The organism is Planctobacterium sp. AWH2_060, assembly GCF_056158425.1.
In genome coordinates this window covers 577312-603153 of record NZ_JBSWTG010000001.1, presented here as the reverse complement: position 1 = coordinate 603153, position 25842 = coordinate 577312, and the positions used below count along the sequence as shown (strand labels likewise).

General features: G+C 45.1%; 24 protein-coding genes. 13 read left to right on the top strand and 11 right to left on the bottom strand.

Annotated features, from left to right (window positions below; all coding sequences use genetic code 11):
* Positions 1-94 precede the first annotated feature (94 nt).
* The 4 genes from ACXAD8_RS02600 to ACXAD8_RS02585 form a co-directional block, all read right to left on the bottom strand.
* A complete protein-coding gene (locus ACXAD8_RS02600; protein ID WP_475224541.1) occupies positions 95-613 on the bottom strand; it encodes a cyclic nucleotide-binding domain-containing protein in 519 nt (172 codons plus the stop codon).
* 81 nt (positions 614-694) lie between these two features.
* On the bottom strand, positions 695-1180 hold the full coding sequence (locus ACXAD8_RS02595; RefSeq protein WP_475224538.1) for a cyclic nucleotide-binding domain-containing protein: 486 nt from the start codon (positions 1178-1180) through the stop codon (positions 695-697).
* Between the two features lie 80 nt (positions 1181-1260).
* Positions 1261-2748 carry a DNA recombination protein RmuC gene (locus ACXAD8_RS02590; RefSeq protein WP_475224535.1) on the bottom strand — a complete coding sequence of 496 codons (1488 nt, stop codon included), beginning with the start codon at positions 2746-2748 and terminating at the stop codon, positions 1261-1263.
* A 93-nt stretch (positions 2749-2841) separates the two neighbouring features.
* Positions 2842-4368, bottom strand: coding sequence for a fumarate hydratase (locus ACXAD8_RS02585; RefSeq protein ID WP_475224533.1), 1527 nt, complete (start codon positions 4366-4368; stop codon positions 2842-2844).
* Positions 4369-4621: 253 nt separating this feature from the next.
* On the opposite strand from ACXAD8_RS02585, the gene pabB reads away from it, so the two are divergent.
* From pabB to ACXAD8_RS02570, 3 genes are all read left to right on the top strand, one after another.
* On the top strand, positions 4622-6109 hold the full coding sequence (pabB, locus tag ACXAD8_RS02580) for an aminodeoxychorismate synthase component I (RefSeq protein WP_475224531.1): 1488 nt from the start codon (positions 4622-4624) through the stop codon (positions 6107-6109).
* Between the two features lie 2 nt (positions 6110-6111).
* Positions 6112-6678 (top strand): CoA pyrophosphatase, encoded by a 567-nt coding sequence (locus ACXAD8_RS02575; protein ID WP_475224528.1) that lies wholly within the window; start codon positions 6112-6114, stop codon positions 6676-6678.
* Positions 6679-6801: 123 nt separating this feature from the next.
* The gene (locus ACXAD8_RS02570) at positions 6802-8175 is read left to right on the top strand and encodes an L-serine ammonia-lyase (RefSeq protein WP_475224525.1); all 1374 of its coding nucleotides are present in this window, start codon (positions 6802-6804) and stop codon (positions 8173-8175) included.
* A gap of 53 nt (positions 8176-8228) precedes the next feature.
* On the opposite strand, the gene cysB is transcribed toward ACXAD8_RS02570, so the two are convergent.
* A complete protein-coding gene (gene cysB, locus ACXAD8_RS02565; RefSeq protein ID WP_475224523.1) occupies positions 8229-9203 on the bottom strand; it encodes an HTH-type transcriptional regulator CysB in 975 nt (324 codons plus the stop codon).
* A gap of 207 nt (positions 9204-9410) precedes the next feature.
* Between cysB and ACXAD8_RS02560 the strand changes: the two genes are divergently transcribed.
* Both ACXAD8_RS02560 and ACXAD8_RS02555 read left to right on the top strand, forming a co-directional pair.
* Positions 9411-10100 carry a sensor histidine kinase gene (locus ACXAD8_RS02560; protein WP_475224520.1) on the top strand — a complete coding sequence of 230 codons (690 nt, stop codon included), beginning with the start codon at positions 9411-9413 and terminating at the stop codon, positions 10098-10100.
* A 316-nt stretch (positions 10101-10416) separates the two neighbouring features.
* Positions 10417-11184: a hypothetical protein gene (locus ACXAD8_RS02555; RefSeq protein ID WP_475224517.1), complete on the top strand. Its 768-nt coding sequence runs from the start codon at positions 10417-10419 to the stop codon at positions 11182-11184.
* Between the two features lie 17 nt (positions 11185-11201).
* Here ACXAD8_RS02555 and ACXAD8_RS02550 read toward each other — a convergent pair whose 3' ends face one another.
* Positions 11202-12086, bottom strand: a complete 885-nt coding sequence (locus ACXAD8_RS02550) for a LysR family transcriptional regulator (RefSeq protein ID WP_475224514.1) — start codon at positions 12084-12086, stop codon at positions 11202-11204.
* A 98-nt stretch (positions 12087-12184) separates the two neighbouring features.
* Here ACXAD8_RS02550 and ACXAD8_RS02545 point away from each other — a divergent pair, with 98 nt between their 5' ends.
* The 3 genes from ACXAD8_RS02545 to ACXAD8_RS02535 all read left to right on the top strand — a co-directional run bounded on the left by ACXAD8_RS02545 (position 12185) and on the right by ACXAD8_RS02535 (position 14964).
* The gene (locus ACXAD8_RS02545) at positions 12185-12892 is read left to right on the top strand and encodes a CoA transferase subunit A (protein WP_475224511.1); all 708 of its coding nucleotides are present in this window, start codon (positions 12185-12187) and stop codon (positions 12890-12892) included.
* Between the two features lie 2 nt (positions 12893-12894).
* Positions 12895-13551, top strand: coding sequence for a CoA transferase subunit B (locus ACXAD8_RS02540; protein WP_475224508.1), 657 nt, complete (start codon positions 12895-12897; stop codon positions 13549-13551).
* A gap of 93 nt (positions 13552-13644) precedes the next feature.
* Positions 13645-14964: a DEAD/DEAH box helicase gene (locus tag ACXAD8_RS02535; RefSeq protein WP_475224505.1), complete on the top strand. Its 1320-nt coding sequence runs from the start codon at positions 13645-13647 to the stop codon at positions 14962-14964.
* Between the two features lie 59 nt (positions 14965-15023).
* Here the strand turns inward: ACXAD8_RS02535 and ACXAD8_RS02530 are convergent, their stop codons facing one another.
* Both ACXAD8_RS02530 and ACXAD8_RS02525 read right to left on the bottom strand, forming a co-directional pair.
* Positions 15024-15950, bottom strand: coding sequence for an electron transfer flavoprotein subunit alpha/FixB family protein (locus tag ACXAD8_RS02530; RefSeq protein WP_475224503.1), 927 nt, complete (start codon positions 15948-15950; stop codon positions 15024-15026).
* Positions 15951-16700, bottom strand: coding sequence for an electron transfer flavoprotein subunit beta/FixA family protein (locus tag ACXAD8_RS02525; RefSeq protein ID WP_475224500.1), 750 nt, complete (start codon positions 16698-16700; stop codon positions 15951-15953). It abuts the gene before it with no gap.
* Positions 16701-16946: 246 nt separating this feature from the next.
* Here ACXAD8_RS02525 and ACXAD8_RS02520 point away from each other — a divergent pair, with 246 nt between their 5' ends.
* From ACXAD8_RS02520 to ACXAD8_RS02500, 5 genes are all read left to right on the top strand, one after another.
* Entirely contained in the window at positions 16947-18599 is a 1653-nt protein-coding gene (locus ACXAD8_RS02520) for an electron transfer flavoprotein-ubiquinone oxidoreductase (RefSeq protein WP_475224498.1), read from the top strand.
* 249 nt (positions 18600-18848) lie between these two features.
* A complete protein-coding gene (locus tag ACXAD8_RS02515; RefSeq protein ID WP_475224495.1) occupies positions 18849-19250 on the top strand; it encodes an H-NS histone family protein in 402 nt (133 codons plus the stop codon).
* Positions 19251-19569: 319 nt separating this feature from the next.
* Positions 19570-20487: an AAA family ATPase gene (locus ACXAD8_RS02510; RefSeq protein WP_475224493.1), complete on the top strand. Its 918-nt coding sequence runs from the start codon at positions 19570-19572 to the stop codon at positions 20485-20487.
* An 11-nt stretch (positions 20488-20498) separates the two neighbouring features.
* On the top strand, positions 20499-21497 hold the full coding sequence (locus ACXAD8_RS02505) for a DUF58 domain-containing protein (RefSeq protein WP_475224491.1): 999 nt from the start codon (positions 20499-20501) through the stop codon (positions 21495-21497).
* 2 nt (positions 21498-21499) lie between these two features.
* Complete coding sequence (locus tag ACXAD8_RS02500; protein WP_475224488.1) at positions 21500-23506, top strand: transglutaminase TgpA family protein; 2007 nt, start codon at positions 21500-21502, stop codon at positions 23504-23506.
* A 244-nt stretch (positions 23507-23750) separates the two neighbouring features.
* On the opposite strand, the gene ACXAD8_RS02495 is transcribed toward ACXAD8_RS02500, so the two are convergent.
* The 3 genes from ACXAD8_RS02495 to ACXAD8_RS02485 are packed head-to-tail and all read right to left on the bottom strand — an operon-like array spanning position 23751 to position 25841.
* Complete coding sequence (locus ACXAD8_RS02495) at positions 23751-24416, bottom strand: HAD family hydrolase (RefSeq protein ID WP_475224485.1); 666 nt, start codon at positions 24414-24416, stop codon at positions 23751-23753.
* A 1-nt stretch (position 24417) separates the two neighbouring features.
* Positions 24418-25470, bottom strand: coding sequence for a 23S rRNA (cytidine(2498)-2'-O)-methyltransferase RlmM (rlmM, locus tag ACXAD8_RS02490; protein ID WP_475224482.1), 1053 nt, complete (start codon positions 25468-25470; stop codon positions 24418-24420).
* Positions 25470-25841 (bottom strand): DUF423 domain-containing protein, encoded by a 372-nt coding sequence (locus ACXAD8_RS02485; RefSeq protein ID WP_475224480.1) that lies wholly within the window; start codon positions 25839-25841, stop codon positions 25470-25472. The genes rlmM and ACXAD8_RS02485 overlap by 1 nt, the downstream gene beginning before the upstream one ends.
* Between the last annotated feature and the right edge of the window lies 1 nt (position 25842).

Genomic DNA, 25842 nt, shown 5'->3' with positions numbered 1-25842 from the left:
TGAAATCGAACCTACAGCAGTATCAATCGCGTATACCGAATTACTTTGCCGACCCCAAACTTACCCAAGAAAACCACAATAGCCGTTGCCTTTCCTATTGCTTCCTCTTGCGGCCAGGTAATCGGTTTTCGGCTTCGGCTTCGTAATCAGCGATGCGGGTTTGTAGTTTTTCTATTTCATCTTCGCGTTTGATGAGGGTTTCGTTGAGGTTAATGGTTCTGTCCACCAGGCCAGAAATGATCTTGTCTTTGATGGATTCCCGAATTCTTACTGGAATTTTACGAAAGGCCTCATAATCGACTTTCATTACCACCATTTCGTCTTCAGCAATGACGGAAGCTGAACGGGGTTCTTTGCAGATAAAGCCTACTTCGCCAATAAACTGTCCGGGAATGAGCGTGCCTATGTTTCGGCCACGATGGGTGACAGTAGCTCTGCCCGCCAGAATAATGTAGAACCAGGGTTCGTGGGAGCCTTCTTTGATAAAGCACTCTTTGGCTTTTATCGGAGTAAACACCGCACGCATCTTGAGCACGGATTCCCTTTCGATTGGTTGCAAATCCTTAAACAATGGGACTCGGGAAAGTATTTCCATTAACTTTAAATTATTCATAATTCCTGCTAATTCCGGCGACCAAAACCATGTTCTATGCACTGATTGTAGGCCAGCAATGTCCCTGTGCCCAGTAGAAATTTAATTCACTTTGCGCAAGCCTTCAGAAACGGAGGTGGCATATTTGGTTTTACTGCGCAGCAACATCAGGGACTGGTTGCCTTCACTGAGTCTGGAGACCAGACCGGCAATGATTCTGTCTTTTATGGCTTCGCGAATACTGATGGGTAATTTGGAAAAGTTAGCGGCATCCAGGCGCATCGCCATTACCTGCTCTTTGGCAATCACAGTGGCAATGCGAGGCTCGTTACAGATAAAGCCCACTTCGCCAACAAACTGAGGGGGTAACAAAGTGGCCAGCTCCTGGCCGTTTAAGAAGACTTTGGCGATACCCGTGAGCAAAATATAAAAGCAATCGTGCTTCTCTCCTTCCCTGACAATTTCTTCACCGGCAGAAAATACTTCAAACGCTTTTGGCATCGCTACGATTATCTTGCGATCCGTTTCGTTCAAATCTTTGAACAATGTGATACGGCCCAAAATTTCCACTAACTTTGCGTTGTCCATGGGTACTACCTGTATACTAGCTACTACTTTATATATCGGTAGCAACCTCAGAAGACCCCAGCGCTAAAATGTGAAGCAGTTCACAAATCCGCGTTTTTCAGCATAGTTTCCGTCAATTTTTTTGAAGGCTGAACGCCCAGGGTCTGAAATTCTTCGGCTTTTTTAATTAGATTGCCACGCCCTTCGTAGAGTTTGCTGTTGGCATCGCTGAAGCGTTTTTGCACGGAATTGATGGCTTCTCCCAGTTTTTCCATATCCACCACAAAGCCATAAAATTTATCGTATAGATCCGCGGCTTTTTTGGCTATATTGCGGGCATTTTGATTCTGATATTCATACTGCCAGATATTGTGAATAGTGCGCAGAGCCACCAATAAATTGGTAGGACTTACCAGCAGTACATTATAATCCATGGCTAGTTTCACCAGCTCAGGAGATTCATCCAGGGCCAACATGAATGCGCCCTCCACCGGAATAAACATCAAAACATATTCCAGGCTGCGCTCGCCCAATAACTCGTGATATTCCTTACGGCCCAATTCCTTAATGTGGCCTTTAACCGACTGAATATGCTCTTTCAGATGGCGTTGCTGCTCCTGCTGTGAACTGGCGTTGTAAAAACGTTCATAGGCATTGAGCGACACCTTGGAATCAATTATCACTTCTTTGTTTTCCGGCAAGTGCACCAAAATGTCGGGCTGTAGTAACTTGCCATCTTCACGGCGTTTACTTACCTGGGTGTCATACTCATGTCCTTCCCGCAAGCCACTCTCTTCGAGGATTTTTTGCAGTACCATCTCGCCCCAATTGCCTTGTTTCTTATTATCGCCTTTCAGGGCACGGGTTAACGCAGAGGCTTCTTCGGTGATCTTTTTATTGAGCTGTTGCAAGTTAATGATTTCGGTTTTTAACGAGGCCCGTTCCTGTCCTTCCCGCATCGCCTGCTGACTGACTTGATTGCGGAACCCCTCGATTTGCTGTTTTAACGGATTCAGTAACAGCGCCAGTTTTTCCTGACTGCTTTTTTCAAATTCTGAGGAGTGATTTTTAAAGATTTGATTAGCCAGATTTTCAAACTGCTTTTGCAATTGTTGTTCGGCATTTTGCAGTATTTGTAGTTTTTCCTGAGCGGCTTTGTTCTCATGCTCTCTGGCGGTTTTCTCTGACTCCAGGTTATTGCGGGTTTCCCCATAGAGATTGCTGAGGTTATCCAGTTGCTCCTGCAACTCTTCATTTTCTTCTTCCAGCGCATTTAGTTGTTGCAGTTGCTGATCCAGTCTGGCATTGCGCATTTTGTATTGACTCAGGGACTCCGACTGCTCAATAAACTGACGATTTAATAGCTCGTATTGCTGTTTTAGCTGAACTGATTCCTGACGCAATAGTGTGTCTTGCTCTTTCACAAGCGCCAGTTGCTCATTCAATGATTGCAACTGCAGCTGATGCGTCTGCTGTGTTTGTTGTAATAACTGAGCCTGACTGTTGAAGCGCAATTTCACCAGCAATAACACAATAATTGTGGCACTCAATCCTCCAGAGATCGCCCACAACACGGAATCAAAGACCATTATTTTCCTTACCAGACTGAATTAATTAACAGTTATAAAAAAGGCTGGCAGCAAAAGCAACCAGCCTTTTAAAAACGTCGACGAGCAACTGGATTAGCTTAATGCTTTATCCAGGTCGGCAATTTTCGCTTTCCAGATTGCCGGACCATCGGCATGGGCGTTGTTGCCTTTGCTGTCTACAGCAACCGTTACCGGCATATCTTCCACTTCAAATTCGTAGATAGCTTCCATTCCCAAATCTTCGAAAGCCACAACCCGGGCTTTTTTGATAGCTTTGGAAACCAGATAAGCTGCACCACCAACGGCCATCAGATACACAGCGTGGTTTTTAGCAATACTTTCTACTGTAGATGGGCCGCGTTCCGCTTTACCTATCATGCCAATCAGGCCGGTTTGCTCCAGCATCATGTCAGTGAATTTATCCATACGAGTAGCGGTAGTTGGGCCGGCCGGGCCAACCGCCTCGTCGCCAACTGCATCCACAGGGCCAACGTAATAGATAAAGCGATTATTTAAATCAACACCATCTGGTAAGCCTTCACCGTTTTCTAACATGCTTTGAATGCGCTTGTGAGCGGCATCACGGCCAGTTAACAGTTTGCCTGACAACAAGACCGTCTCGCCCATTTTCCAATCCTGGATGGATTCTTTGGTGAGTTCATCCAGATTAACCCGGCGGGTATTCTCGCCCACTTCCCAGGTGACTTCTGGCCAGTCTTCAAGTTTCGGTGCTTTGAGTTCAGCCGGACCAGAACCGTCCAGATAGAAATGTGCATGACGCGTGGCGGCACAGTTAGGGATCATGGCTACAGGTTTGGAAGCGGCATGGGTAGGCATGGACTTAATCTTGATATCAACCACAGTGGTTAAACCGCCCAGTCCCTGAGCACCAATGCCTAGTTTATTCACTCTTTCAAAGATCTCCAGGCGCAGCTTTTCTTCGGTCGTTTCCGCACCGCGCTCCATCAGCTCCTGAATATCAACCGGATCCATCAGGCTTTCTTTCGCCAGCACAGCGGCTTTTTCCGCTGTACCACCGATACCTATACCCAGCATTCCCGGTGGACACCAGCCCGCCCCCATAGTAGGCAAGGTCTTTTCCACCCAGTCAGCGATGGAATCACTGGGGTTTAACATCACCATTTTAGATTTGTTTTCAGAGCCGCCACCTTTGGCCGCAATCATTACTTCAATTTTATCGCCTTCCACCATGTCCAGGTGAACTACAGCTGGAGTATTATCTTTAGTGTTTTTGCGAGCGCCGGCAGGGTCAGAAACGATTGAAGCACGTAATGGGTTAGACGGATCCAAATAAGCACGACGGGTACCCTCGTCCACCATTTGCTGCACTGTCATATCCGTTTTATCCCAGCTAACACCCATACCAATTTTAACAAAGCAAGTTACGATGCCAGTGTCCTGGCAAATAGGCCGTTTACCTTCAGCAGACATTCTGGAGTTGATCAGAATTTGTGCCATGGCATCTTTCGCCGCCTGACTCTCTTCTTTCAGATAAGCCTGCTCAACCGCTTTTACGTAGTCTAGGGGGTGATAATAAGAAATAAATTGCAGAGCATCCTGAATACTGTCAATAAAGTCTTGCTGACGGATAACGGCCATGATTACCTCATTTTGGAATTTTTTAACTAATACGAGCCATGAAAATGCCAGAGGCACGGCTCAATGGTGACTAAAGTCTAACTTAATTGAGTTTTTGCGCTAGCCCTTTTGCCAGTATAGCTGTGTAAGCACTACTGCAAAGCTCTTTATCTAAGGTAGAATATCGTTTTTTATGATAACCTGCGCGGCCGGTTATCAGCAATTGTTGCGTTAACAATTACAACAAGATTCTCACGGTTTTTTAGATATTCACATGCACAACGTTTCCGTCCACCACTTTAAGTTTTGCCCTTACAATTCTTTGACTGACTGGTTTGCCAGCATACAAGGCTCTCCTGGTGCGGTGCTGTTGCATTCGGGAGAAACGGAGCACCAAAACGCCAGATATCACATTGCTACAGCATCGCCTATATTATCGCTGAAACTTTACGCTGATGGCCGTATCAATTGCGAGTATTTCATTGACGAAAAATGGGACATGCCGCAAGCCGGGCAAGAAAAACTCAAATCCGTTTGCGAAGCAGTCAACAGACAGCCAATTAAGCCAAAAGACATAGTCGATGCAGCCTATCAGATTCAGCATAAACTGTTTGGCAAAAGCCCTAAAACACTCACCGGTGGGCCTTTTCAATGTGGCCTGATTGGATTTGCGGCTTATGATTTTGGACGATTCCTGGAAATTTTGCCCAATAATGCCTTAGATGAGTACACAACGCCGGTGTTTACCGCAAATTATTACAGTTGGAGCGTTGTAGAAAATCAGAAAACCAAAAAAGCCTACTTTTATCAAAGTACAGTATACGCAGGGCCTCGATTTGCAGAAGTAGTCATTCCGTCGGCGGGATTACACTATTGTCATCCGGCTAACTATAAAGAGCAGGAACCACTTCACTTTGCATTGTCGTCAGGCTGGCAAAGCAATATGACGGAAGAAGAATATCAGCAAAAGTTACACAAAATTCATGACTACCTTTTAGCGGGCGATTGCTATCAGGTAAATCTCGCACAGCGCTTTCAGGCATATTACAAAGGCTCAGAATGGGCCGCCTTCGAAGCTTTAGCAGAAGCTAATCCAGCGCCTTTCTCTGCTTTCTTTCGTACCGATGAAAGTTGCATAATTAGTTGTTCACCGGAGCGCTTTGTAGCAGTGCATGATGGCGTAATAGAAACCAAACCCATAAAGGGAACGAGGCCGAGATACAATGACCCTGCTGAAGATGAATCCTCCCGACAGGAGTTAATTGACTCAGAAAAGGATCAGGCAGAAAACCTGATGATTGTGGATTTGCTCCGCAACGATATCAGTAAAAATGCCGTTCCTGGTAGCGTAGAAGTAACCGGACTTTTCGAGATTGAATCCTTCAGCGCAGTGCATCACATGGTCAGTACCATTCGTGCCCATTTGAAACCAGAAAGTAATCCCTTAAAGCTATTACAGGATGCCTTTCCGGGTGGCTCAATCACTGGCGCTCCAAAGATTCGGGCCATGGAAATCATCGACGAACTGGAACCCCACCGCAGAAATATCTATTGCGGCAGCATATTTTATTTGGGTATCAATCAGGATTTTGATAGTAGTATTTGTATCCGGACTTTATTGTTTGAGCAAAACCAGGTGTATTGCTGGGCAGGCGGCGGCATTGTGGCCGACTCAGATCCGCAACTGGAGTATGAAGAAACACTGCACAAGGTCAGAAAGATACTGCCAACAATTCGGTTTGTCAGAAAGAAATATAAGTAGCTATGAATCTGGAAGAATTTAAGCAACGTTTTTATCACGCCCGCAACGTACCGCCCGAGCCAGATTATCCCCTGCGCCAAAAGGGTAAACCGGCGGCAGTACTGATCCCTCTGGTTGTGCGGGATGAGCTTTCTGTGCTACTCACTCGTCGGGCTGATCATCTAAAAAACCACGCTGGACAAATCTGCTTTCCTGGTGGGCGCGTTGACGATACAGATTCAGATCTAAAGGAAACGGCACTCAGAGAAACCGAAGAAGAAATCGGTCTTAAAAGAGAGAATATTGATATTGTGGGCACCCTGCCCATATTCAGAACCATTTCCCGCTACGAAGTAACGCCTTATGTCAGTCTGGTGCAGCCGGATTTTCAACTGGACATCAATCCGGATGAAGTAGACCAGGTTTTTGAAGTCCCTCTGGCTACCGTAATAAACCATGATAATCACCTGGTACATGAGGTTAGCCGGCAAAACAGCATTTACCCTGTCTATTTTATTCCCTGGCAAGAACACATGATCTGGGGAGCTACTGCCGCCTTTATTCGTGCCTTGTCCAGACACCTGATTTGACAAGCATTTTTTGTGGATAAGGCTTTACATCCTTTCATCTGGTAAGACCTCAACTATGCTTTGAATTCAGCGCAATTCATCAGACAATATGTCCAACAATAAAAAAGACCCTACGAGATAATCATGATCAGTGTATTTGATATGTTCAGTATCGGAATTGGCCCGTCCAGCTCTCATACTGTTGGCCCCATGCGGGCTGCCAAAGACTTCAACCAGTTGTTGAAAGCAAAAAACCTGTTCCAGGAAACTGATGCGGTTGTCACAGAACTGTTTGGCTCTTTAGGTCAAACCGGAAAAGGCCACGGCACTGGCAAAGCGGTGATTTTGGGCCTGTTAGGTGAATTACCTGAAACCATTGACGTAGACAATGTCGACGCCATGTTAGCCGAAGTGGAAAAAAGCCAAAAGCTGATGTTAGACGGCGAAAAACTAACGACTTTTCCGCGTAAAGACGCCATTGTTTTCCACCGCCGTAAAACGCTGGAGCATCACGCCAACGGCATGACTTTACACGCCATGAAAGGCGACGAAGTCTTATTTAGTCAAAGTTACTATTCCATTGGTGGCGGCTTCATCATCAAAGAGCAGGATTTCGAGAAAGAAAAAGTAACGGCCTTGTTGCATGAAGAGCAGGAAGTCCCCTACAACTTTGATTCCGCGGCCGAATTGCTACAGAAATGCCGCGAAAATGGCCTGAGTATCAGCGCCCTTATGTTAGAGAATGAAAAGGTATTCCAACCTAAACAGGTCATCATCGACAAGCTTTGGGATATCTGGCAGGTAATGCAGGCCTGTATTAAACGCGGCATTGAAACCGAGGGAATTTTACCCGGCGGTTTGAAGGTGACCCGCCGCGCACCGGGATTATATCGTCGCCTAAAATGCGAACACAGTCAGGATCCGATGCTGGCAATGGACTGGGTAAACCTGTTCGCCCTGGCGGTTAATGAAGAAAACGCCGCTGGCGGTAAAGTAGTAACCGCTCCCACAAATGGTGCGGCCGGTATTATCCCAGCTGTACTGAGTTACTATGATAAGTTTGTGCAGACGGTAGACAAAGATACAGCCTACCGTTACCTGTTAACTGCAGCTGCCATTGGCATTTTGTATAAAAAGAACGCCTCAATTTCTGGCGCCGAAGTGGGCTGTCAGGGTGAAGTCGGTGTGGCTTGTTCGATGGCAGCAGGTGCTCTGACTGAAATTATCGGTGGCTCGGTGGCTGCCGTAGAAAATGCCGCAGAGATTGGCATGGAGCACAATCTGGGACTTACCTGTGATCCGGTGGGAGGATTGGTGCAGGTGCCATGTATCGAACGCAACGCTATGGGCGCAGTGAAAGCCATTAACGCTTCCAGACTGGCCTTACGTGGCACTGGAGTTCAGAAAGTCACCCTGGATAAGGTGATTAAAACCATGTGGGACACGGGGAACGACATGAAATCCAAGTACAAAGAAACCGCCCGCGGTGGTTTAGCGGTAAACATAGTCGAATGTTAAGAAAAAAGGTTGCCTCGGCAACCTTTTTCAATTTTGATAACCCTGCTCTTGTCTTATCTCACCGGTAGCGTCAAATCTTTAAACATCCGCTCAATATCATCGTTGCTCTTTTGCATCATAGCTCGCTCCACCACGTCTTTAGTCAGATGCGGTGCAAAGCGCTCGATAAAATCATACATGTAACTGCGCAAAAATGAGCCTTTGCGGAAACCGATTTTGGTTGTGCTGTAATTAAACAGGTGGCTGGCATCGATCTTCACCAGATCCGTATCCAGATTATCGTCAATCGCCATCGAGGCAATCACGCCGATACCCACTCCCAGACGGACATAGGTTTTTATCACGTCGGCGTCAGTGGCTGTAAACACGATTTTAGGTTCCAGCCCTGCCCGGCTAAAGGCCTCATCCAGTTCTGAACGTCCTGTAAAACCAAATACATAGGTCACCAGAGGATACTGTGCGATGTCTTCAATACGCAGCGTGCCCTTTTTCGCCAGAGGATGTTCCTGATTAACGATAATACTGCGATTCCAATGATAACAAGGCAACATCACCAAATCGTTATATAGATGTAAAGCTTCAGTCGCAATTGCAAAATCAGCTTCACCTTTAGCCGCCAGATCACTGATTTGCGAAGGCGTTCCCTGATGCATGTGCAGGCTAACTCTGGGGTACTTTTTCATAAACCCTTTGATCACGTCAGGCAATGCGTATCTGGCCTGAGTGTGAGTTGTGGCTATATTCAGCTTACCCTGATCTGGCAGGTTATGCTCTCTGGCTACAGATTTGATGCTTTCAACTTTAGCCAAAATTTCACGAGCAATATTAATGATGTCATTACCAGCTTCGGTCACGTGCGTGAGGTGTTTACCACTACGCCCAAAAATCTGCACCCCTAACTCATCTTCCAACATTCTGACTTGCTTGCTGATGCCGGGTTGACTGGTGTAGAGACTTTCTGCGGTGGCGGAAACATTTAGATTATTGTTTAGAACTTCAACAATATAACGAAGCTGCTGTAATTTCATGAGGCTGGCAACCTACCTTTTGTTTATTTGCATATGCAAAATATATATACCTTTGGCGACATTAATTCCATAAAATTTTAGAAAAAACCTAAAAAAGTTATCTGGAATACTTCACAAAAACGCAAAAATTAACTATTAAGCTATTGTTGTAGTTTAATTTTTCTGTTTTTATAGAACAATCCAGGCAATTTTTGAGAAATCCCCATAGTGAAACAGCGTAACGATAAAATCGACTTTTCTTCCGTACTGGCTTCGGCTGTTCACGACATGAAAAATTCGCTGTCTTTGATGATCCAAACCATTGAAGAATTGGAAAGCACGTTAAGGGAGCACGGTGTTGGCATTAAACAAGCCGCATCAATACATTATCAGGCTGCCAGACTGAACACCGGCCTTATCCAATTGTTGTCTTTGTATCGCACCCAATTAGACAACCTGCCGCTGAATATCGATGAACATTACCTGGATGACTTCATAGACGATGTTATCGCTTATAATCAAAACCACATTAATACCCGAGGTATTGAGGTTTCAATCCAACAGGAAGAGGATCTGCACTGGTATTTTGACCAGGATCTGGTCAATGTATTGGTGAGCGACGTTATTGTAAACGCCATTCGCTATGGCAAGCGCAAGTTAAATATTGATGTCTCTGAAAAAGACAACTTTCTGTACATTGTTATCGAAGACGATGGCCCTGGATACCCAGAAAACATGCTAGCTATTTCTCAGGTGGAGATCAGTGAACTCAATATTGGTACTGGAAGAACCGGTTTAGGGCTGTTTTTTGCACGCTTAATCGCAGAGGCCCATGTTAATGGCGAAAACAAGGGTGCAATTCAGCTGACAAATGGAGGGTCTTTAGGTGGAGGAGTCTTTACTTTATTACTACCTTAAACAATACACTGACTACGAATTGGGCAAATATGTCGTGCAAATTAAACATATCCGGGTAAAGGGTGCCAAATTGAATTCATTTTTCACGATTGAAGAATCGGTTTAACTTGCATGATTTCACCCACTGCATGTAAAGTATTGAGTGGATTTAGCGTTCCCTCGAACAAGATCATGCTTGCTAAATCGGTAAAGGATCTCAGTTTTCTGACGAAAAACCTAAAAAAACTGGAGTATGTAGCACTTTGCTATACTGTAAGACAAGGTGGGCAACAGACTTTGGTACATAAAAATATAATGAAAAAGGCAATTTAGGCACATGATTTTTACTATCGTCATTATTTTAATTGTTGCGCTGCTGGTTATAGCTATCATGATCAACGCTATCCAACAGCATAAAGAAAAAATAGAATCTGAGCGCCGAGTTGAAATAGCCAAGCAAAAAACCATTCTGGACGAAACTGAAGATGTCATTATGGCATCAGCGAATGTACCCACATCCCCACAGTTAATGCATATATTACAGAAGCGCGTTTTAGGGGCATTGAAAGTCATGTACGAAATGGATCCCAAACAGCCTGGCCTGAAGCAACGCCTCAAGGATGCTGAGCAAAGAGTTAAAGATATCTCGTTTGACAATAACAACCAGGGTGATGAACTCATTCAGTTACCCGATTCTGACAAACAAATTATTGTCTTTATTCAATGCCTGAAAAAACAAAGAGCACTGCTGCGCTCTGAGCAGGGACGAGGCAAAGTCGATACCCAAACCTTTACTACCGAAGACCGACGTCTGGATAAGTTGCAATTAAGAGTCAATATTGAAACCTTAAGCCGCCGTGCACAAGCTGCAATGAAAGCCGGTATGATGGGCTCGGCCAGACAGTATCTGGAAAAATCTGTAGCAGCGCTAAACGCCTTCCCAATGCAGGACGATTACACCCGTGCCCAAACCGCTCGCATTAATGAGCAGTTGCTGAATATTCAGGAGTCACTAACTAAAGCCAACGCCGAAGACAGAGCCAAACGCGCAGAGCAAGAGCGCGACGAGTTGGACGAATTATTCGCACCTAAGAAAAAGTGGTAATTGCGCAATCTCAGTTTTCAGAAATTGGCTATCAGCATTTTCTTTAGCTCGGTAGCTGATGCAGACAAAGCACTATTGGCCCTTTGAATTATCCCCACATTGCGGCGTAGTTCTGCATAATCTACCGGGATGCACACCAGTTCTTTGCGTTGCATCTGTTGCTGACAAAGCGCTGGCACAATAGCCAGGCCTAAATTAACCTTTACCATTTCTCCCAACGTATCCAATTGCCAGGCTTCAGCGGCAATGGCCGGTTGAATCCCCTGCTTTTCGAATGCCTCTTCTAACCACATGCGAATCGACGAGCCGCGGTTCATCATCACCAATGCTTGTTGTGACAACTGCGCTAATTGAATTTGCGGCTCGGCAGACAACTCATGCTCAGGGTGCATCACCGCCACAAAATCATTTTCCAGCAATGGCTGAAATTCCAGTTCAGCCAGATTATCAGGTTCAAACACCACACCCAATTCCGCTTCCCCCTTAATCACAGAGGTGATCACCGTTTCCATGACAACGTCAATCACATCAATCCGGATATTAGGGAAACGTTGATTATAGCGCTTCAGGACAGGCGGCAGCAGTGAAGACGCAAAAGACGGCATTGCTGAGATTGTAATACGCCCCTGTTGCAGGGTGAACATTTCATTGACGGCTTCGAAGGTGTCAAACCAATCCATCAGTAGTTTGCGCGCTTTGGGGAAGAAGGCTAAACCTTCGGGAGTCAGATCGACGCTTCGGGTTGTGCGACTAAACAAGGTACCGCCCACCTCAGATTCCAGGTTTTTAATGCAAATACTGAGCGCTGGCTGACTCAAGGTTAAACGCTCGGCAGCAGCTGCATAGCTTTGGGTTGAAGCCAATTCAACAAACGCCCGCAATTGTTTCAGAGTAATATTCATACATTTATTTTTTAAATGATTCCTTTAATACATTAAATTTTACAAATCAAATATTGTCAACGATACTCTGTTAACAATTAGTTAACTCAGGAACGAATATGGCAGGTTTTGATAAAGTTGTTACCAGTTTCGAAGAAGCCCTGGATGGTCTGACAGACAATATGACCATTATTGCTGGCGGTTTCGGATTGTGTGGCATTCCCGAAGGTGCGATTGCACAAATTAAAAAATCAGGTGTCAGTGGGCTGACCGTAGTATCCAATAACTGTGGTGTGGATGGCTTTGGCTTAGGCATTCTGCTGGAAGACCGTCAGATTAAGAAGATGGTGAGTTCTTATGTAGGTGAAAATGCCCTTTTCGAACAACAGTTACTGGCTGGTGAATTGGAAGTTGAACTGACTCCTCAGGGTACCCTGGCAGAAAAAATGCGTGCTGGCGGTGCTGGTATTCCAGCGTTTTACACTGCTACTGGTTATGGTACTCCTGTTGCTGAAGGCAAAGAAACCCGTGAGTTTAACGGTCGCGGCTATGTCTTAGAAGAATCCATCACCGGTGATTTTGCCATCGTCAAAGCCTGGAAAGCGGATCGCTATGGCAACTGTGTCTATCGCGATACTGCTATGAACTTTAACCCTATGGCTGCCACAGCCGGCAAGATTACCGTTGTTGAAGTAGAAGAAATCGTAGAGCCTGGTGAGATCCCACCAACGCAAATTCACACTCCAGGCATATTCGTCAATCGCGTAATCAAAGGCACCTTTGAAAAACGTATTGAACGCCGTGTAACCCGCAGTCAGGAGCAATAATAATGGCATTAACCAGAGATCAGATTGCCATGCGCGTGGCAAAAGAATTTAAAGACGGTGATTACGTAAACCTGGGTATCGGCATTCCTACCCTGGCAGCAAACTTTGTTCCAAATGACATTGAAGTTATGCTGCAATCGGAAAATGGCTTGCTGGGTATGGGCCCTTATCCGACTGAAGAGCAAGTAGACGCCGACATGATCAACGCCGGTAAAGAAACGGTAACAGCCATTACCGGTGCCTCTATTTTCAATTCAGCAGAAAGCTTTGCCATGATCCGTGGTGGCCATGTAGACATTACCGTTTTGGGCGCATTTGAAGTAGATGTTAATGGCAACATCGCCTCCTGGATGATCCCCGGCAAATTGGTGAAAGGCATGGGTGGCGCCATGGATTTGGTGGCTGGTGCTAAAAACATTATCGTCACCATGACCCACGCTAATAAAAAGGGTGAGTCTAAATTACTAGAGTCCTGTACCCTGCCCTTAACCGGTGTTAATTGTATTACCCGAATAATCACCGATTTGGCAGTTCTGGAAGTACACGACGGCGCATTCCATTTAAAAGAACGCGCTCCGGGTGTCAGCATAGACGAGATCCGCGAGAAAACCGCCGGTAAATTAGTCGCTGAAGGCGACATCGCTGAAATGCAGTTTTAATGATAAATCTCTGGGGCTAACGCTAACAGCGTTAGCCCGCTGCTTCAGTATTGTGATATATTTAGCTCATTAAATTTAAAGTGAGTTACCCCTTTGTTATTCAGCGAATTACCCCTGGATCATCGCCTCCTGAAATCAATTCAGATCCAAAATTTGGAAACCGCCACAGATATTCAGGCTAGTGCCATCCCACAAGCACTTTTAGGTAAGGATATTCTGGCCTCTTCTAAAACCGGTTCAGGTAAAACCCTGGCCTACCTAATCCCTGCTGTTCAGCGCATCTATCGGGAAAAAGCCCTGAGCAAACAAGATCCTCGGGTTTTGATTGTGGCACCCACCCGAGAGCTTGCCAAACAGGTATTAGGAGAGCTAAAAAAATTACTGCCTCCGCAAACGGGTAAACCCGTGTTGTTGATTGGTGGTGAGAACTTTAACGACCAGGTTAAACAGTTAAAGCGCTACCCGAATTTTGTTATTGGTACTCCTGGCAGAGTTGCCGATCACATTGAAGACAAGAGTCTGTATTTGGACGGACTGGAATTGCTTATTCTGGATGAAGCTGATCGCATTCTGGACTTGGGATTCAGTAATCAGCTTACCGTTATTGATCAGGCTGCAAATCACAGAAAGCGTCAAACTATGTTGTTTTCCGCTACCTTTGACAACGCTGATCTGGCGCAAATATCCGAGCTGGTGCTCAAAGCGCCACATCGCATAACGCTTGATAACCAACACATTGCTCACAGTGACATCGAACAATCCTTTTATTTTGCTGATCACTTAGAGCATAAAGAGGCCTTGTTAAAGCACTTTATTAAAGCACAGCCGGTGCGCAGTCAAATAATCCTGTTTACTGCCACTCGCGTCGACACTGACCGGGTTGCCAACTTGCTCAATGAAGAGGGATTAAGCAGTCTGGCAATCAACGGTGATATGTTGCAAAGCCAACGCAATCAGATCATGTCTGACTTTTCCAACAATAAAGCACAAATCCTGGTGACCACTGATTTAGCTTCCAGAGGTCTGGATATCCCTTCAGTCAGTCTTGTCATCAATATGGACCTGCCTATTAAAGCCACTGAATATGTGCACCGTGTTGGCCGTACAGGACGAGCTGGTGCCAAGGGGCAAGCCATATCCCTGGTCAGCAAAAAAGACTGGAAAAGCTTTATATTGTTAAAGCAGTTTCTTGCCGAAGAGCTTCAGTTTAAAACTGTGGAAGGATTGGAAGCTAAATTTAAGGGACTGTCTGCTAAAGCAGCTAAACCAGAAGCAAAGAACACCCAGAAAAATGATGAAGGAGCTGGTGATTCCCCGTGGCAAAAAGCTAAGCGTAAGAAAAAGTTTAATGCACTTGCCGGAGATGATGTGGGACATTTGCCAATGAAGAAAAAGCGCAATTCAGAAGAATAATTTTCAGATAAGATACAAAAAAACCGGGAAGCTCCCGGTTTTTTTCAATTTTGTGATGTTTAAAGTGCTTTTTCCAGTTCCGGTAACACTTCAAACAAATCTCCCACCAGACCATAATCTGCAACCTGGAAGATTGGCGCTTCTTCGTCCTTGTTGATAGCAACAATGACTTTAGAGTCTTTCATACCAGCAAGATGCTGGATAGCGCCGGAAATACCCACCGCGATATAAAGTTGCGGAGCAACGATTTTCCCCGTTTGACCCACCTGCATATCGTTGGGTACAAAACCAGCATCAACAGCTGCGCGTGAAGCACCAATAGCGGCACCTAACTTATCAGCAATACCGTTTAACAAAGCAAAGTTTTCGCCGTTTTGCATGCCACGACCACCGGAAATAATTACTTCTGCAGCAGTTAGTTCAGGTCTTTCTGACTTAGTCAGTTCCTGCGACACAAATTGCGCTTTTTCAGAAGCCGGTAAAGCAGCAATGCTAATCACTTCTGCGCTACCGTCAGCAGTGACGGCGTCAAACGCTGAAGCTCGAACAGTAATTACTTTGATAGTATCTTCCGACTGAACTGTAGCGATGGCGTTACCAGCATAGATTGGACGCACAAAAGTATCAGGCGCTTCAACAGCAATGATGTCGGAAATTTGCGCGACATCCAGCAATGCCGCTACGCGGGGTAAAAAGTTCTTACCGGTAGTGGTTGCCGCAGCGATAACATGGCTGTAATCATTTGCCATGCTCAGCACTAAAGCACTGACGTTTTCCGCCAATTGCTCTTTATAAACTGCATCATCAACATGGATAACTTTAGATACGCCAGCCAGTTTTGCTGCATCCTGTGCAATCCCATTACAATCATTACCCGCCACTAAAACGTGAACATCGTCACCCATGGCCTTTGCAGCAGTGATCAGTTTTGCCGTTTCTGCTTTTAAATGAACGTTATCGTGTTCTGCGTAAACTAATACTGTCATTTAGATCACCTTCGCTTCTGATTTTAACTTTTCTACTAACTCAGCCACATCGGCTACCTTGATGCCACCTTCACGAGTAGCTGGCGGTGTTACTTTTAACACTTTAACCTTAGAGGTTAAATCAACACCAAAATCAGCTGCGGGCTTAACATCAAGCGGTTTGCGCTTGGCTTTCATGATGTTAGGCAGTTTGGCATAACGAGGTTCATTCAAACGCAGATCGGTAGTAACAACCGCAGGTAAACTCAAGTCGACAGTTTGCAAACCACCATCCACTTCACGAGTAACCTTAACTTTACCATCAGCGACAACCACTTCTGACGCAAAAGTGCCTTGTGGCATGTCAGTCAATGCTGCCAGCATTTGTCCTGTTTGGTTGTTATCGGAATCAATTGCCTGCTTACCTAAAATAACTAACTCAGGTTTTTCTTCTTCAACCACTTTAGCCAGCAATTTAGCCACCTGTAAGGAGTCCAGGTTCTCGTCAGTTTCAATTTGAATGCCGCGATCGGCACCTAGTGCCAATGCTGTGCGAATGGTTTCCTGGCAGCTCTTATCACCGATAGAAACCACAACAATCTCAGTAGCAATGCCTTTTTCCTGTAATCTAACCGCCTCTTCTACAGCGATTTCACAAAAGGGATTAATTGACATTTTAGTGTTACTTAAATCAACGCCAGTGTTGTCAGCTTTAACTCTGACTTTTACGTTGTAGTCGATAACACGTTTTACCGGGACTAGTATTTTCATTTCGACCTCGTTTTATTTTTTGCGTCCGTACAGATTAAGTCAGGCGCGTGTAGGATACAAATTACATCTGCTGCTATTTTTGTTGGATTCGAAATGTACTTACTGTTAACGTAAACGTCAACTTATTGTTAATATATTATTAACTCGTTAACCGCGAATTTTGTACACATTTTTAGACCAGCAGTTATAGTGCTCCTGATAGAACAATTTTGCACACTGTGATACTGACTACCCTGAGGAGGAATAATGGAACGCGAATCGATGGAGTTTGACGTTGTCATCGTCGGCGCCGGGCCTGCCGGGCTATCGACCGCCTGTAAACTTATGCAACAGGCCAATGAAGCTCAACAAGAATTAATGGTCTGTGTGGTTGAAAAAGGCTCTGAAGTCGGTGCCCATATCCTTTCGGGCGCAGTATTTGAAACCCGGGCACTGGATGAGTTATTCCCCGATTGGGCGGAAAAAGGCGCACCACTGAACACCAAAGTGACAGAAGATCACATTTATTATCTGAAAAACGAAAAATCAGGTACCAAACTTCCCGGCTTTATGACGCCAAAAACCATGCACAACGAAGGCAACTACATTGTCAGTATGGGTAACGTCTGCCGCTGGCTGGCAGAACAAGCAGAAGCTTTGGGCGTGGAAATCTTTCCAGGCTTTGCCGCCTCAGAAGTGCTCTATAACGAAGATGGCAGCGTGGCCGGTATAGTTACCGGCGACATGGGGATCAGTGCAGAAGGCGAAGAAAAAGACTCCTACATGCCTGGTATGGAGCTACGCGCCAAATACACGGTATTTGCAGAAGGCTGTCGCGGCCATTTGGGCAAACAACTGATTGAGAAATTCAATCTCGATGAAGGCAAAACCCCGCAACATTACGCCATTGGTTTTAAAGAAATCTGGGATATACCAGCAGAGCAACATCAGGAAGGCCTGGTTGTCCACTCTGCCGGTTGGCCACTTACCGATACATCTGGTGGCGCCTATTTATATCATGCTGAGAATAATCAGGTATTAGTGGGGTTGATTGTGGATTTAAGCTATGAAAATCCACACCTTAGTCCTTTCGACGAATTTCAGCGCATGAAACATCACCCGGTATTTAAACAATATCTGGAAGGTGGCACGCGTGTGAGCTATGGCGCCAGAGCGATCGCGAAAGGCGGACTGAACTCGTTGCCCAAAATGCATTTTCCAGGAGGATTTCTCGCTGGCTGTAATGCAGGCACACTGAACTTCTCGAAAATTAAAGGCAACCACGCCGCGATGAAGTCTGGTATTTTAATTGCGGAAACTATCTTTGCAGCGCTACAGCAAGATGCAGAATCGGCAGGAAAAGATTTAACTGATTTGACCAAGCGCTTCGAGTCTTCGTGGCTTTATGAGGAATTGTGCAAGGCTCGTAACTTCGGTTCGGCTATTCACAAGTACGGCACCTTCCTTGGCGGTGCATTTAACACCCTGGAACAAAACTGGTTGGGTGGTAAGTTTCCGGTCACTATTAAGGACAAGACGGCAGATCATGCCACATTAAAACCTGCCAAAGATTGCAAACCTTTTGATTATCCAAAGCCGGATGGAAAACTGAGCTTCGACAAATTGTCTTCTGTGTATTTGTCTAATACCAATCACGAAGAAGACCAGCCTTGCCACCTTAAATTGCAAGACGCAGATATTCCTCTCAAGTCTAATTTACCTCTATTCGATGAACCTGCTCAGCGATATTGCCCCGCAGGTGTCTATGAAATAGTTGAAAATGAAGCGGGAGAAAAGCAATTTCAAATTAACGCGCAAAATTGCGTGCATTGTAAAACCTGCGATATTAAAGATCCTCAACAAAATATTACCTGGACTGTGCCCGAAGGTGCAGGTGGTCCCAACTACCCTAATATGTAACCCGGTAAAAGATAAGAGTGGCCCACAGGGCTGCTCTTAGATTTAAATAGAGCATTTAACTTACCAAAACCACAAATTGTGCTTTGTGTCCCACATTTTAGTTTATTCCCTTCCTGTTGATTCGCGCCATCCGGCAATTTAATTGATTTACCGCAACGAATTTATACATTTAAGATTGATTGTTAACCTCAGTTAATGGTAATTTCAATCTATATTAATGAGTAAAATAAGTTTCAATAGGAAAGTAGCATGAACGAATTTCTCAAAACACTAACTCATGGTCGTAAGTTACAGGGCGCAGTTAAAGAGCTTTCAATTCACGAACTGGAAGAAATAGTAGTTAAACTCAGAAATATTATTGAAACCAGAAAACAAAAAGAATCTGAAAAGAAGGCAGCAGAAAAAGAAAAACTGGAAAAAATCGCTGAAATTCAGAAGCAATTACAAGATGCGGGAATCACTTTCGAAGATTTGGCTTCTAATAATGCCATCCCAAGCTCTAAACGCGTTGGACAAAAAAGACCGATTAAATATTCTTTCACAGATAAAGATGGTGAAGTGCACAATTGGACAGGTATAGGCAGAATGCCATTAGTATTCGCCGAGCAATTAGAACAAGGTAAATCACTGGAAGATTTTAGTATTAATTAATCCTTTCCAGCCATTATCAGTTTCAGTCCAGGCACACAATTAGTAAAGGACTGAAACTGACTTCATAGTCTCAATAATTCACCCTCTTTCTTTTAAATCAATCTCGCTCTATAAACAGCTTGTTTATGGAGTCAATTCAACCTGTTTTGTAATTTCAATTTGTTACATTTATTTACTTGAGTTTTTTGTTTCGAATAATCTCTAAAAACAAATTGAAATGGTTCACAAATTGATAGTTATTGCTTTGTTTCAATTTAGGTTTGGAATAAGTTACTGGCTTCGACTAGAGTTAAACCAAAGAAATTAATTTCGTTTCGCAATGCAGACCCAATTAGAACAAGCTATTGAATCCATATCCCAGGTGGTGCTCGGAAAAAAGCACCAAATTAAACTGGCGCTCACCTGTCTGCTGGCCAGAGGGCATTTATTAATTGAAGACCTACCTGGAATGGGAAAAACCAGCTTATCTCAAGCGATAGCCAATACCATTGGGCTTGAATTCAGCCGTGTTCAATTCACTTCAGATTTATTACCGGCAGACATCATAGGGATCAGTATATTCGACAACGCCAGCAAGGAATTCGCCTTCCACAAAGGTCCGCTGTTCTCTCAGATGTTATTAGCTGATGAAATTAACCGTGCCAGTCCCAAAACCCAAAGCGCGCTGTTGGAAGCCATGGAAGAGCATCAGGTCAGTGTGGACGGCACCACATGGCCATTGCCAAAACCATTCTTTGTCATTGCGACTCAAAACCCGCTACACCAGTCAGGCACCTACCCACTTCCCGAGTCTCAACTGGATCGCTTTTTTATGCGCATCCAACTGGGTTATCCCGACTGGCAGTCCGAGCGCCAGATGTTGATGGACTTAACCAGCCATTCCGAAGTTGCAGCTAAATCCATTATCGATACTGTACAGTTTATGGAAATTCAAAACCAAATTCCCGGCATCAATACGTCTGCAGCAGTGATAGACTACATTTTGCGTCTGGTGACCTTTAGCCGGGAATCTGAGGATTTTCCAAATCCCCTCTCTCCACGAGCCAGTAAAGCCATTCTGTTAGCTGCAAAAGCATGGGCTTTTCTGTCTTCCCGTGACTATGTGATCCCAGAAGATGTACAGGCAATCCTACCTTCAGTAGCAGAGCACAGGTTGCGCAGTGGTTTTAGCTCAGCCAGCGCCGCAGACAATCTCTCAAATAAATTAATGGAATCGGTGGACACTCTGGCAGCCTGAGGCACTTAAACATGTTTAACATAGGCTCCTGGTGGAATAGCAGACTGGAACGTTGGTTAAATAACCGAATTCCGGATGACCGAAAGTTTCAGATGAATATGAGTAACGTATTCATCTTCCCCTCAAAGTTTGGCATCGCATTTTGCTTATTGTGCGGCTTACTCTTTATTCTGGGCACCAATTATCGCAATAACCTGATGCTGCTATTAGCCTATTTTCTGTTGGCTATCTTTCTGGTTACCCTGCTTAATAGTTATGCCAATTTCGCCAGATTAAAAGTTCAGCTTGGCAAAGTTAAACCCGCTTATGCTGGCAGTGAGTGCGCCTTGCCTTTGTGGTTAGGAGAAAACGATAAAAACAACACTGCCGTGATGAACTGCCATGGCCGATTACATTTCCGGCTATGGCAGCAAAGTGTTCAGTGCACAGTTGAATCGGAACTACACAGTAACCCGGTAGTCATCAACGTGGAAACATTACGTCGGGGGTATTTCACGCCGCCTCGTATTACCATTGAAAGTTACTACCCTATCGGCTTATTTCGCTGCTGGACTCACCTGAGATTCAAAGCCCAAATTTTGGTGTATCCCAAACCCATTCCCGCAGATCTGCGCACAGAAAACATTGCCTCAGAAGACGAAGAAGGTTCAGAGCACAACAGTGCCACCGGTAATACTGACTTTGATTCGCTGAAAACCTATGTACCTGGGGAGTCTCTGAATCGCGTTGCCTGGAAGTTGGTGGCAAAAGGCCAGGAGATGATGACTAAACAATTCGCAGATGCCAGTCACGCAGCAGTCTGGCTAGATTTGAGAAATTATCTGAGAGATGACCTGGAACTGGCAATCAGCAAACTTACCTGGCAGGCCATCAACCTTTCACAAAGGCAAGTTTGTTTTGGGTTGCGCCTTGGCCACGTTGAAGTGCCACCCGATACTGGTAATGGCCATTTGGAATCCTGCCTTACCGAACTCTCGCTGTATCAACTTGCAGACTCAGGAAAAACTTGAGGATGAAGCGCACCAACAATAAATCTCACCTTATCCTCAGTATTAATTTGCTGTGCCTGTGCGCCACCCTGTATGAGCCCATCATGTTTTGGGTTGCCCTGTTAGTGTTGATCAGTGTTTTGATCAGAGTGGCACTTTACCTGGAATGGCATAAACACCTGCCTAAAACCTCCACCATCAATTTGCTGGCACTTTTATCCGCATTAGTGCTGGCCTACACAGGTTGGCAACTGGGATTGTTGTTAAGCATGGTGAACTTGCTGGTGATGTCAGGTGCACTGAAATTAATGATGATGCGCAAAGTTCGGGATTACCTTATTTTAGCACTGGTACAGATATTCATTATTGGCTGCGGTTTTATCTTTAATCAGGGCATTTTTTTCACGCTGATATACGCGGTTCAACTATTTGTAATCTTTTTATCCCTGAGCTTTCACGTCAGCCCTTCTGTGAGTTTGAGCAAACAAAGCAAACGCGTGGGCAAGTTAATGCTTCAGGCCCTGCCCATCGCAATCTTATTATTTTTGATATTGCCGCAAATAGGTCCCTTGTGGAAAATGCCCGGCAATAAAGGCGGCAAAACCGGTATTTCCGACACCATTACACCGGGGGATTTTGCGCAACTGTCTATGTCTGACGATTTGGTGTTTCGGGCGGCTTTTACCGATGACATTCCAGACAAAGAAAACCTTTACTGGCGAACCCTGGTTTACGAAGCATTTGACGGAAAGAGTTGGTCGGTGTCTAAGCATCGCGCTAGGGAAAAAGAAAGGATGGAAACCGGAAACTACAACTTCACACCTCGCTTAACGGGTGCCAGTCTCAGCTATGATGTAATTATGGAACCCAGTCATCAAAACTGGTTGTACACACTGGATACACCGCGCTCTGATACGGAACAAGTCTGGTTCAGTCACGATTACCAGCTACAGAGTCGTATGCCAATAACCAGTAAATTCAAATACAGTGTACGCTCATTTACTGAAATGCCTTTAAACATCACTCCCGTTTACACTGATACCAATTTAAACCTGATGCTACCGCAGCGTTACAATCCGGAAACCCGGGCCTGGGTTGCGGCTCTTCGCGTCCAATATCCAAATAACGGCGCGTTTATACAGGCAGTCGAGCGCTATTTTATTCAGCAGGGTTTCTCCTATACATTAAAACCGCAAACTATGCTGGTAAATCCAGTGGATGAATTTCTGTTCCAGTATCAGGCCGGTTTTTGCTCCCATTATGCCAGTGCTTACGCCTACATAATGCGTCTGGCTGGGATCCCAGCCAGATTAGTGGGAGGCTATCAAGGAGGTGAGGCAAGAGAAAATAACTATGTCAGTATCTATCAATACGATGCTCATGCCTGGGTCGAAATTTATCTGCCTCAACAAGGCTGGATCCGCAAAGACCCAACAGCTCTGGTGTCCCCCGAACGTATTAGTCTGGGCCTGGAAAGTGCCGTTGCCCACGAAAACTCCTTTCTTGAAGATTCTCCCTTGTCTTTGGCAAAATTAAAAAGCATCGAAATTTTTAATCGCCTGCGGTTATTTATGGCAGATGTGGATTTTTTCTGGAGCAGTTGGGTACTGGGCTTTGATCAGCAACGCCAGTTCGCATTGTTTAAAATGCTGGCTGGCAAGCTCACTACTGGCAGGATTGTTGCCATCAGTCTTGCCACTCTGACCCTGATTTGTTTGTTGCTTCTGATATTTAATTATCGGGTTTGGTTTCCGAAAGTAGAAAACCGTCATCTTCATTTCTATAATCAGGCGTTGCGAACACTCAGTCGTCATGGCCTGAATCGGTTGCCTCAGGAAGGCCCAGATAGCTTTCAGAGCCGCATACATCAACATATTTCAGAGCAATGTGCTGAAGACTTCCGGCACATTACCAAGCTTTTTATCTTTCATGAGTACGCCCCTTCCAGTCAGACAAACCCTGATCGGCTGCCGGAGTTAAAGATTGCGGTTAACTCCTTCAAACGACGCTATCGATTCTCAATAAAATAGGTGTATACCCAAATCACCTCAAGATACTGTTTCAGAGCTATCACAGCGCTTTCAGTACAAGGCGCATGTGAGAAGGAATGTCGGCTACCTTTCAAACACATGCAACACAGTAATGGAAGTGCTGTGTTGCTCCCGAAGGGCGTGGCTAAAAAACGTTTATACTGCATTAAAGTGACTTGACGTGAGAGCAACCATGCCTACGTCATTTTTACTTGTCTAAACGTTTTTTATCTCACGCTGAAAGCTAGCATCTTGAGGTGATTAGGGTATATAAGGCCGACAAACTCTGACACTGATAGTCAGCTGCAGAAAAGTCCTGACCACGGGAGTGAGGGTTTGGTATGGCGACACAAGGAATACCTGCAGCCACAGCGGCAGCGACGCCGTGCTCGGTATCTTCGATGGCAATACAGGCCGAGGCAGGTAACGCCATTTTTTCTAGCGCTCGCAAATACACATCAGGTGCAGGTTTGTTACTGGGCACTTCTTCACCCGTGGTAATATGTTCCAGGTACTGTGTAAAGTCGTTGCCTTCGACTGAACGATCCACCGCGAAACGCTCGGAACCTGAAACAATGGCCATGCGGACCCCAATTCTGGCGAGGTTTTTCATTATCCGGTTGGCCCCCGGCATGGCGGGAAAACAGTGCTTCTCTAGATAACTTTGCGTATTTTTGCGCTTTAGTTCAATTAACTCTGTGGGTTCACAATCCAGTCCAAATTGCTCAATGATAAACACGGCGTTTTCATCACCTGGAATACCAACACAGTTTAACGAGTTCATCTCTTCAGTAAAAAGCGTGGGACTGAGTCCGGTGGTTTGCAACCAGATTTGGTAATGAACTAACTCTGAGTCCACCAACGTTCCATCGTGATCAAACAACACTGCTTTGACATGTTTGAAGTCCATGTTACTTCTCCTGCTTCTTCAGATGCACGGTAATTTCATCGCGGTCGTGATAAAGGTGTTTTGCTACAAATTGATAATTTTCGCCCAGTACCTCACTGATGATCTGTCGACACTCTGCCACCGACTCAAAGCGTTTTTTCATGGGCAGCTTTAAATTAAATACGGCTTCTTTACACCAGTCATCTGCTACCCATTGTGCCATTAATCTGGCCACTTTTTGGGGCTGCTCAATCATGTCACAGACCAACCAGTGTATGTTTTTCTTACGTGGTTTAAACTTAAAGCCGTCTTCCTGAAAATGGCTAACCTGGCCAGTTTCCATCAATGAATCCGCCATTAAGCCATTATCTACGGCCTGCACAAACATGCCGCGACGTACCAGTTGATATGTCCACCCGCCAGGACAAGCGCCGAGATCCACCGCGTTAAGCCCCGAACTGAGACGTTGTTCCCGCTCGCTTTCCGGCACAAAAGTTAAAAAAGCTTCATCTAATTTTAGCGTCGAACGACTGGGAGATTCAGCCGGAAACTTCAACCGCATTATGCCGCCCGGTAGTGCACTCATATTGTTAGTTGGTGTATAGCCCAGATAGCACTCGGTGCTATTAACAAAAAAAGCGAACAAACAAACTTGTCCCTGGCTTTCGTGGTATAGCTTGCGCTTTTTTAAAGCCTGCCTCAAGGGTACGGTAAATTTACGACAAAAACGCGATAACTCTTTGCCCTGCTCTGTATCGGGATGTTCAACACGCACTTCGGCAAAGACAGGTAAACCATCAAATGACTCGGTTAAACCTGAAAGCCGATCTTCCCGTGATAAGTCTTCACAATGGGCCACAACATGCAGCCATTGCCGGGTAAAAATCAAATCCTGTAACACCAACTTTTTAAATAACGGTAGCAGTACTTGCGAGCATTCAAACACATAAAATCCGCTTAGTCGCTCTGCTTTAAAATAACCATAAAAGCCGCATTCAGCAGCCCGCGTTTGCAACTCTAATCCGGCGTCAGCTTCAAAGCCCGGACGACAATAGCCTAATATTTGCGACGCCATCACTGATATCCTTTACTAATTGCAGCCAGCATCACTGCCCAACCGGCGATAAACAGAACACCACCCAGTGGAGTTACAGGTCCAAACCATTTAATTCCGGTTAAGGATAAGGCGTACAGGCTACCAGAAAAACACACAATGCCAGCCAACAATAAAGCAGCTGACCAGGTCCATAAATAATGGGGAAATAGCTTTGCCAGCACAGCGATCAGAATAAGCGCCAGAGCGTGAAAAAATTGATACTCAACACCAGTACTAAACGCACTTAGCAGATTATCTGGCAGTTTATTTTTTAAGCCATGGGCTGCAAAAGCCCCTAAAATTACCGAGGTCATAGCCAGGAAAGCTCCCAGCAACAAAAAATACTTCATA

Excerpts from the sequence above, each read along its gene's own strand:
- ACXAD8_RS02520 (WP_475224498.1), top strand. The coding sequence starts at position 16,947 with ATGGAACGCGAATCGATGGAGTTTGACGTTGTCATCGTCGGCGCCGGG.
- ACXAD8_RS02595 (WP_475224538.1), bottom strand. The coding sequence starts at position 1,180 with ATGGACAACGCAAAGTTAGTGGAAATTTTGGGCCGTATCACATTGTTC.
- ACXAD8_RS02525 (WP_475224500.1), bottom strand. The coding sequence starts at position 16,700 with ATGAAAATACTAGTCCCGGTAAAACGTGTTATCGACTACAACGTAAAA.
- ACXAD8_RS02500 (WP_475224488.1), top strand. The coding sequence starts at position 21,500 with ATGAAGCGCACCAACAATAAATCTCACCTTATCCTCAGTATTAATTTG.
- ACXAD8_RS02600 (WP_475224541.1), bottom strand. The coding sequence starts at position 613 with ATGAATAATTTAAAGTTAATGGAAATACTTTCCCGAGTCCCATTGTTT.
- ACXAD8_RS02545 (WP_475224511.1), top strand. The coding sequence starts at position 12,185 with ATGGCAGGTTTTGATAAAGTTGTTACCAGTTTCGAAGAAGCCCTGGAT.
- ACXAD8_RS02585 (WP_475224533.1), bottom strand. The coding sequence starts at position 4,368 with ATGGCCGTTATCCGTCAGCAAGACTTTATTGACAGTATTCAGGATGCT.
- ACXAD8_RS02550 (WP_475224514.1), bottom strand. The coding sequence starts at position 12,086 with ATGAATATTACTCTGAAACAATTGCGGGCGTTTGTTGAATTGGCTTCA.
- ACXAD8_RS02575 (WP_475224528.1), top strand. The coding sequence starts at position 6,112 with ATGAATCTGGAAGAATTTAAGCAACGTTTTTATCACGCCCGCAACGTA.
- cysB (WP_475224523.1), bottom strand. The coding sequence starts at position 9,203 with ATGAAATTACAGCAGCTTCGTTATATTGTTGAAGTTCTAAACAATAAT.
- ACXAD8_RS02570 (WP_475224525.1), top strand. The coding sequence starts at position 6,802 with ATGATCAGTGTATTTGATATGTTCAGTATCGGAATTGGCCCGTCCAGC.
- ACXAD8_RS02515 (WP_475224495.1), top strand. The coding sequence starts at position 18,849 with ATGAACGAATTTCTCAAAACACTAACTCATGGTCGTAAGTTACAGGGC.
- ACXAD8_RS02495 (WP_475224485.1), bottom strand. The coding sequence starts at position 24,416 with ATGGACTTCAAACATGTCAAAGCAGTGTTGTTTGATCACGATGGAACG.
- ACXAD8_RS02540 (WP_475224508.1), top strand. The coding sequence starts at position 12,895 with ATGGCATTAACCAGAGATCAGATTGCCATGCGCGTGGCAAAAGAATTT.
- ACXAD8_RS02510 (WP_475224493.1), top strand. The coding sequence starts at position 19,570 with ATGCAGACCCAATTAGAACAAGCTATTGAATCCATATCCCAGGTGGTG.
- rlmM (WP_475224482.1), bottom strand. The coding sequence starts at position 25,470 with ATGGCGTCGCAAATATTAGGCTATTGTCGTCCGGGCTTTGAAGCTGAC.
- ACXAD8_RS02555 (WP_475224517.1), top strand. The coding sequence starts at position 10,417 with ATGATTTTTACTATCGTCATTATTTTAATTGTTGCGCTGCTGGTTATA.
- ACXAD8_RS02530 (WP_475224503.1), bottom strand. The coding sequence starts at position 15,950 with ATGACAGTATTAGTTTACGCAGAACACGATAACGTTCATTTAAAAGCA.
- ACXAD8_RS02590 (WP_475224535.1), bottom strand. The coding sequence starts at position 2,748 with ATGGTCTTTGATTCCGTGTTGTGGGCGATCTCTGGAGGATTGAGTGCC.
- ACXAD8_RS02505 (WP_475224491.1), top strand. The coding sequence starts at position 20,499 with ATGTTTAACATAGGCTCCTGGTGGAATAGCAGACTGGAACGTTGGTTA.
- ACXAD8_RS02485 (WP_475224480.1), bottom strand. The coding sequence starts at position 25,841 with ATGAAGTATTTTTTGTTGCTGGGAGCTTTCCTGGCTATGACCTCGGTA.
- pabB (WP_475224531.1), top strand. The coding sequence starts at position 4,622 with ATGCACAACGTTTCCGTCCACCACTTTAAGTTTTGCCCTTACAATTCT.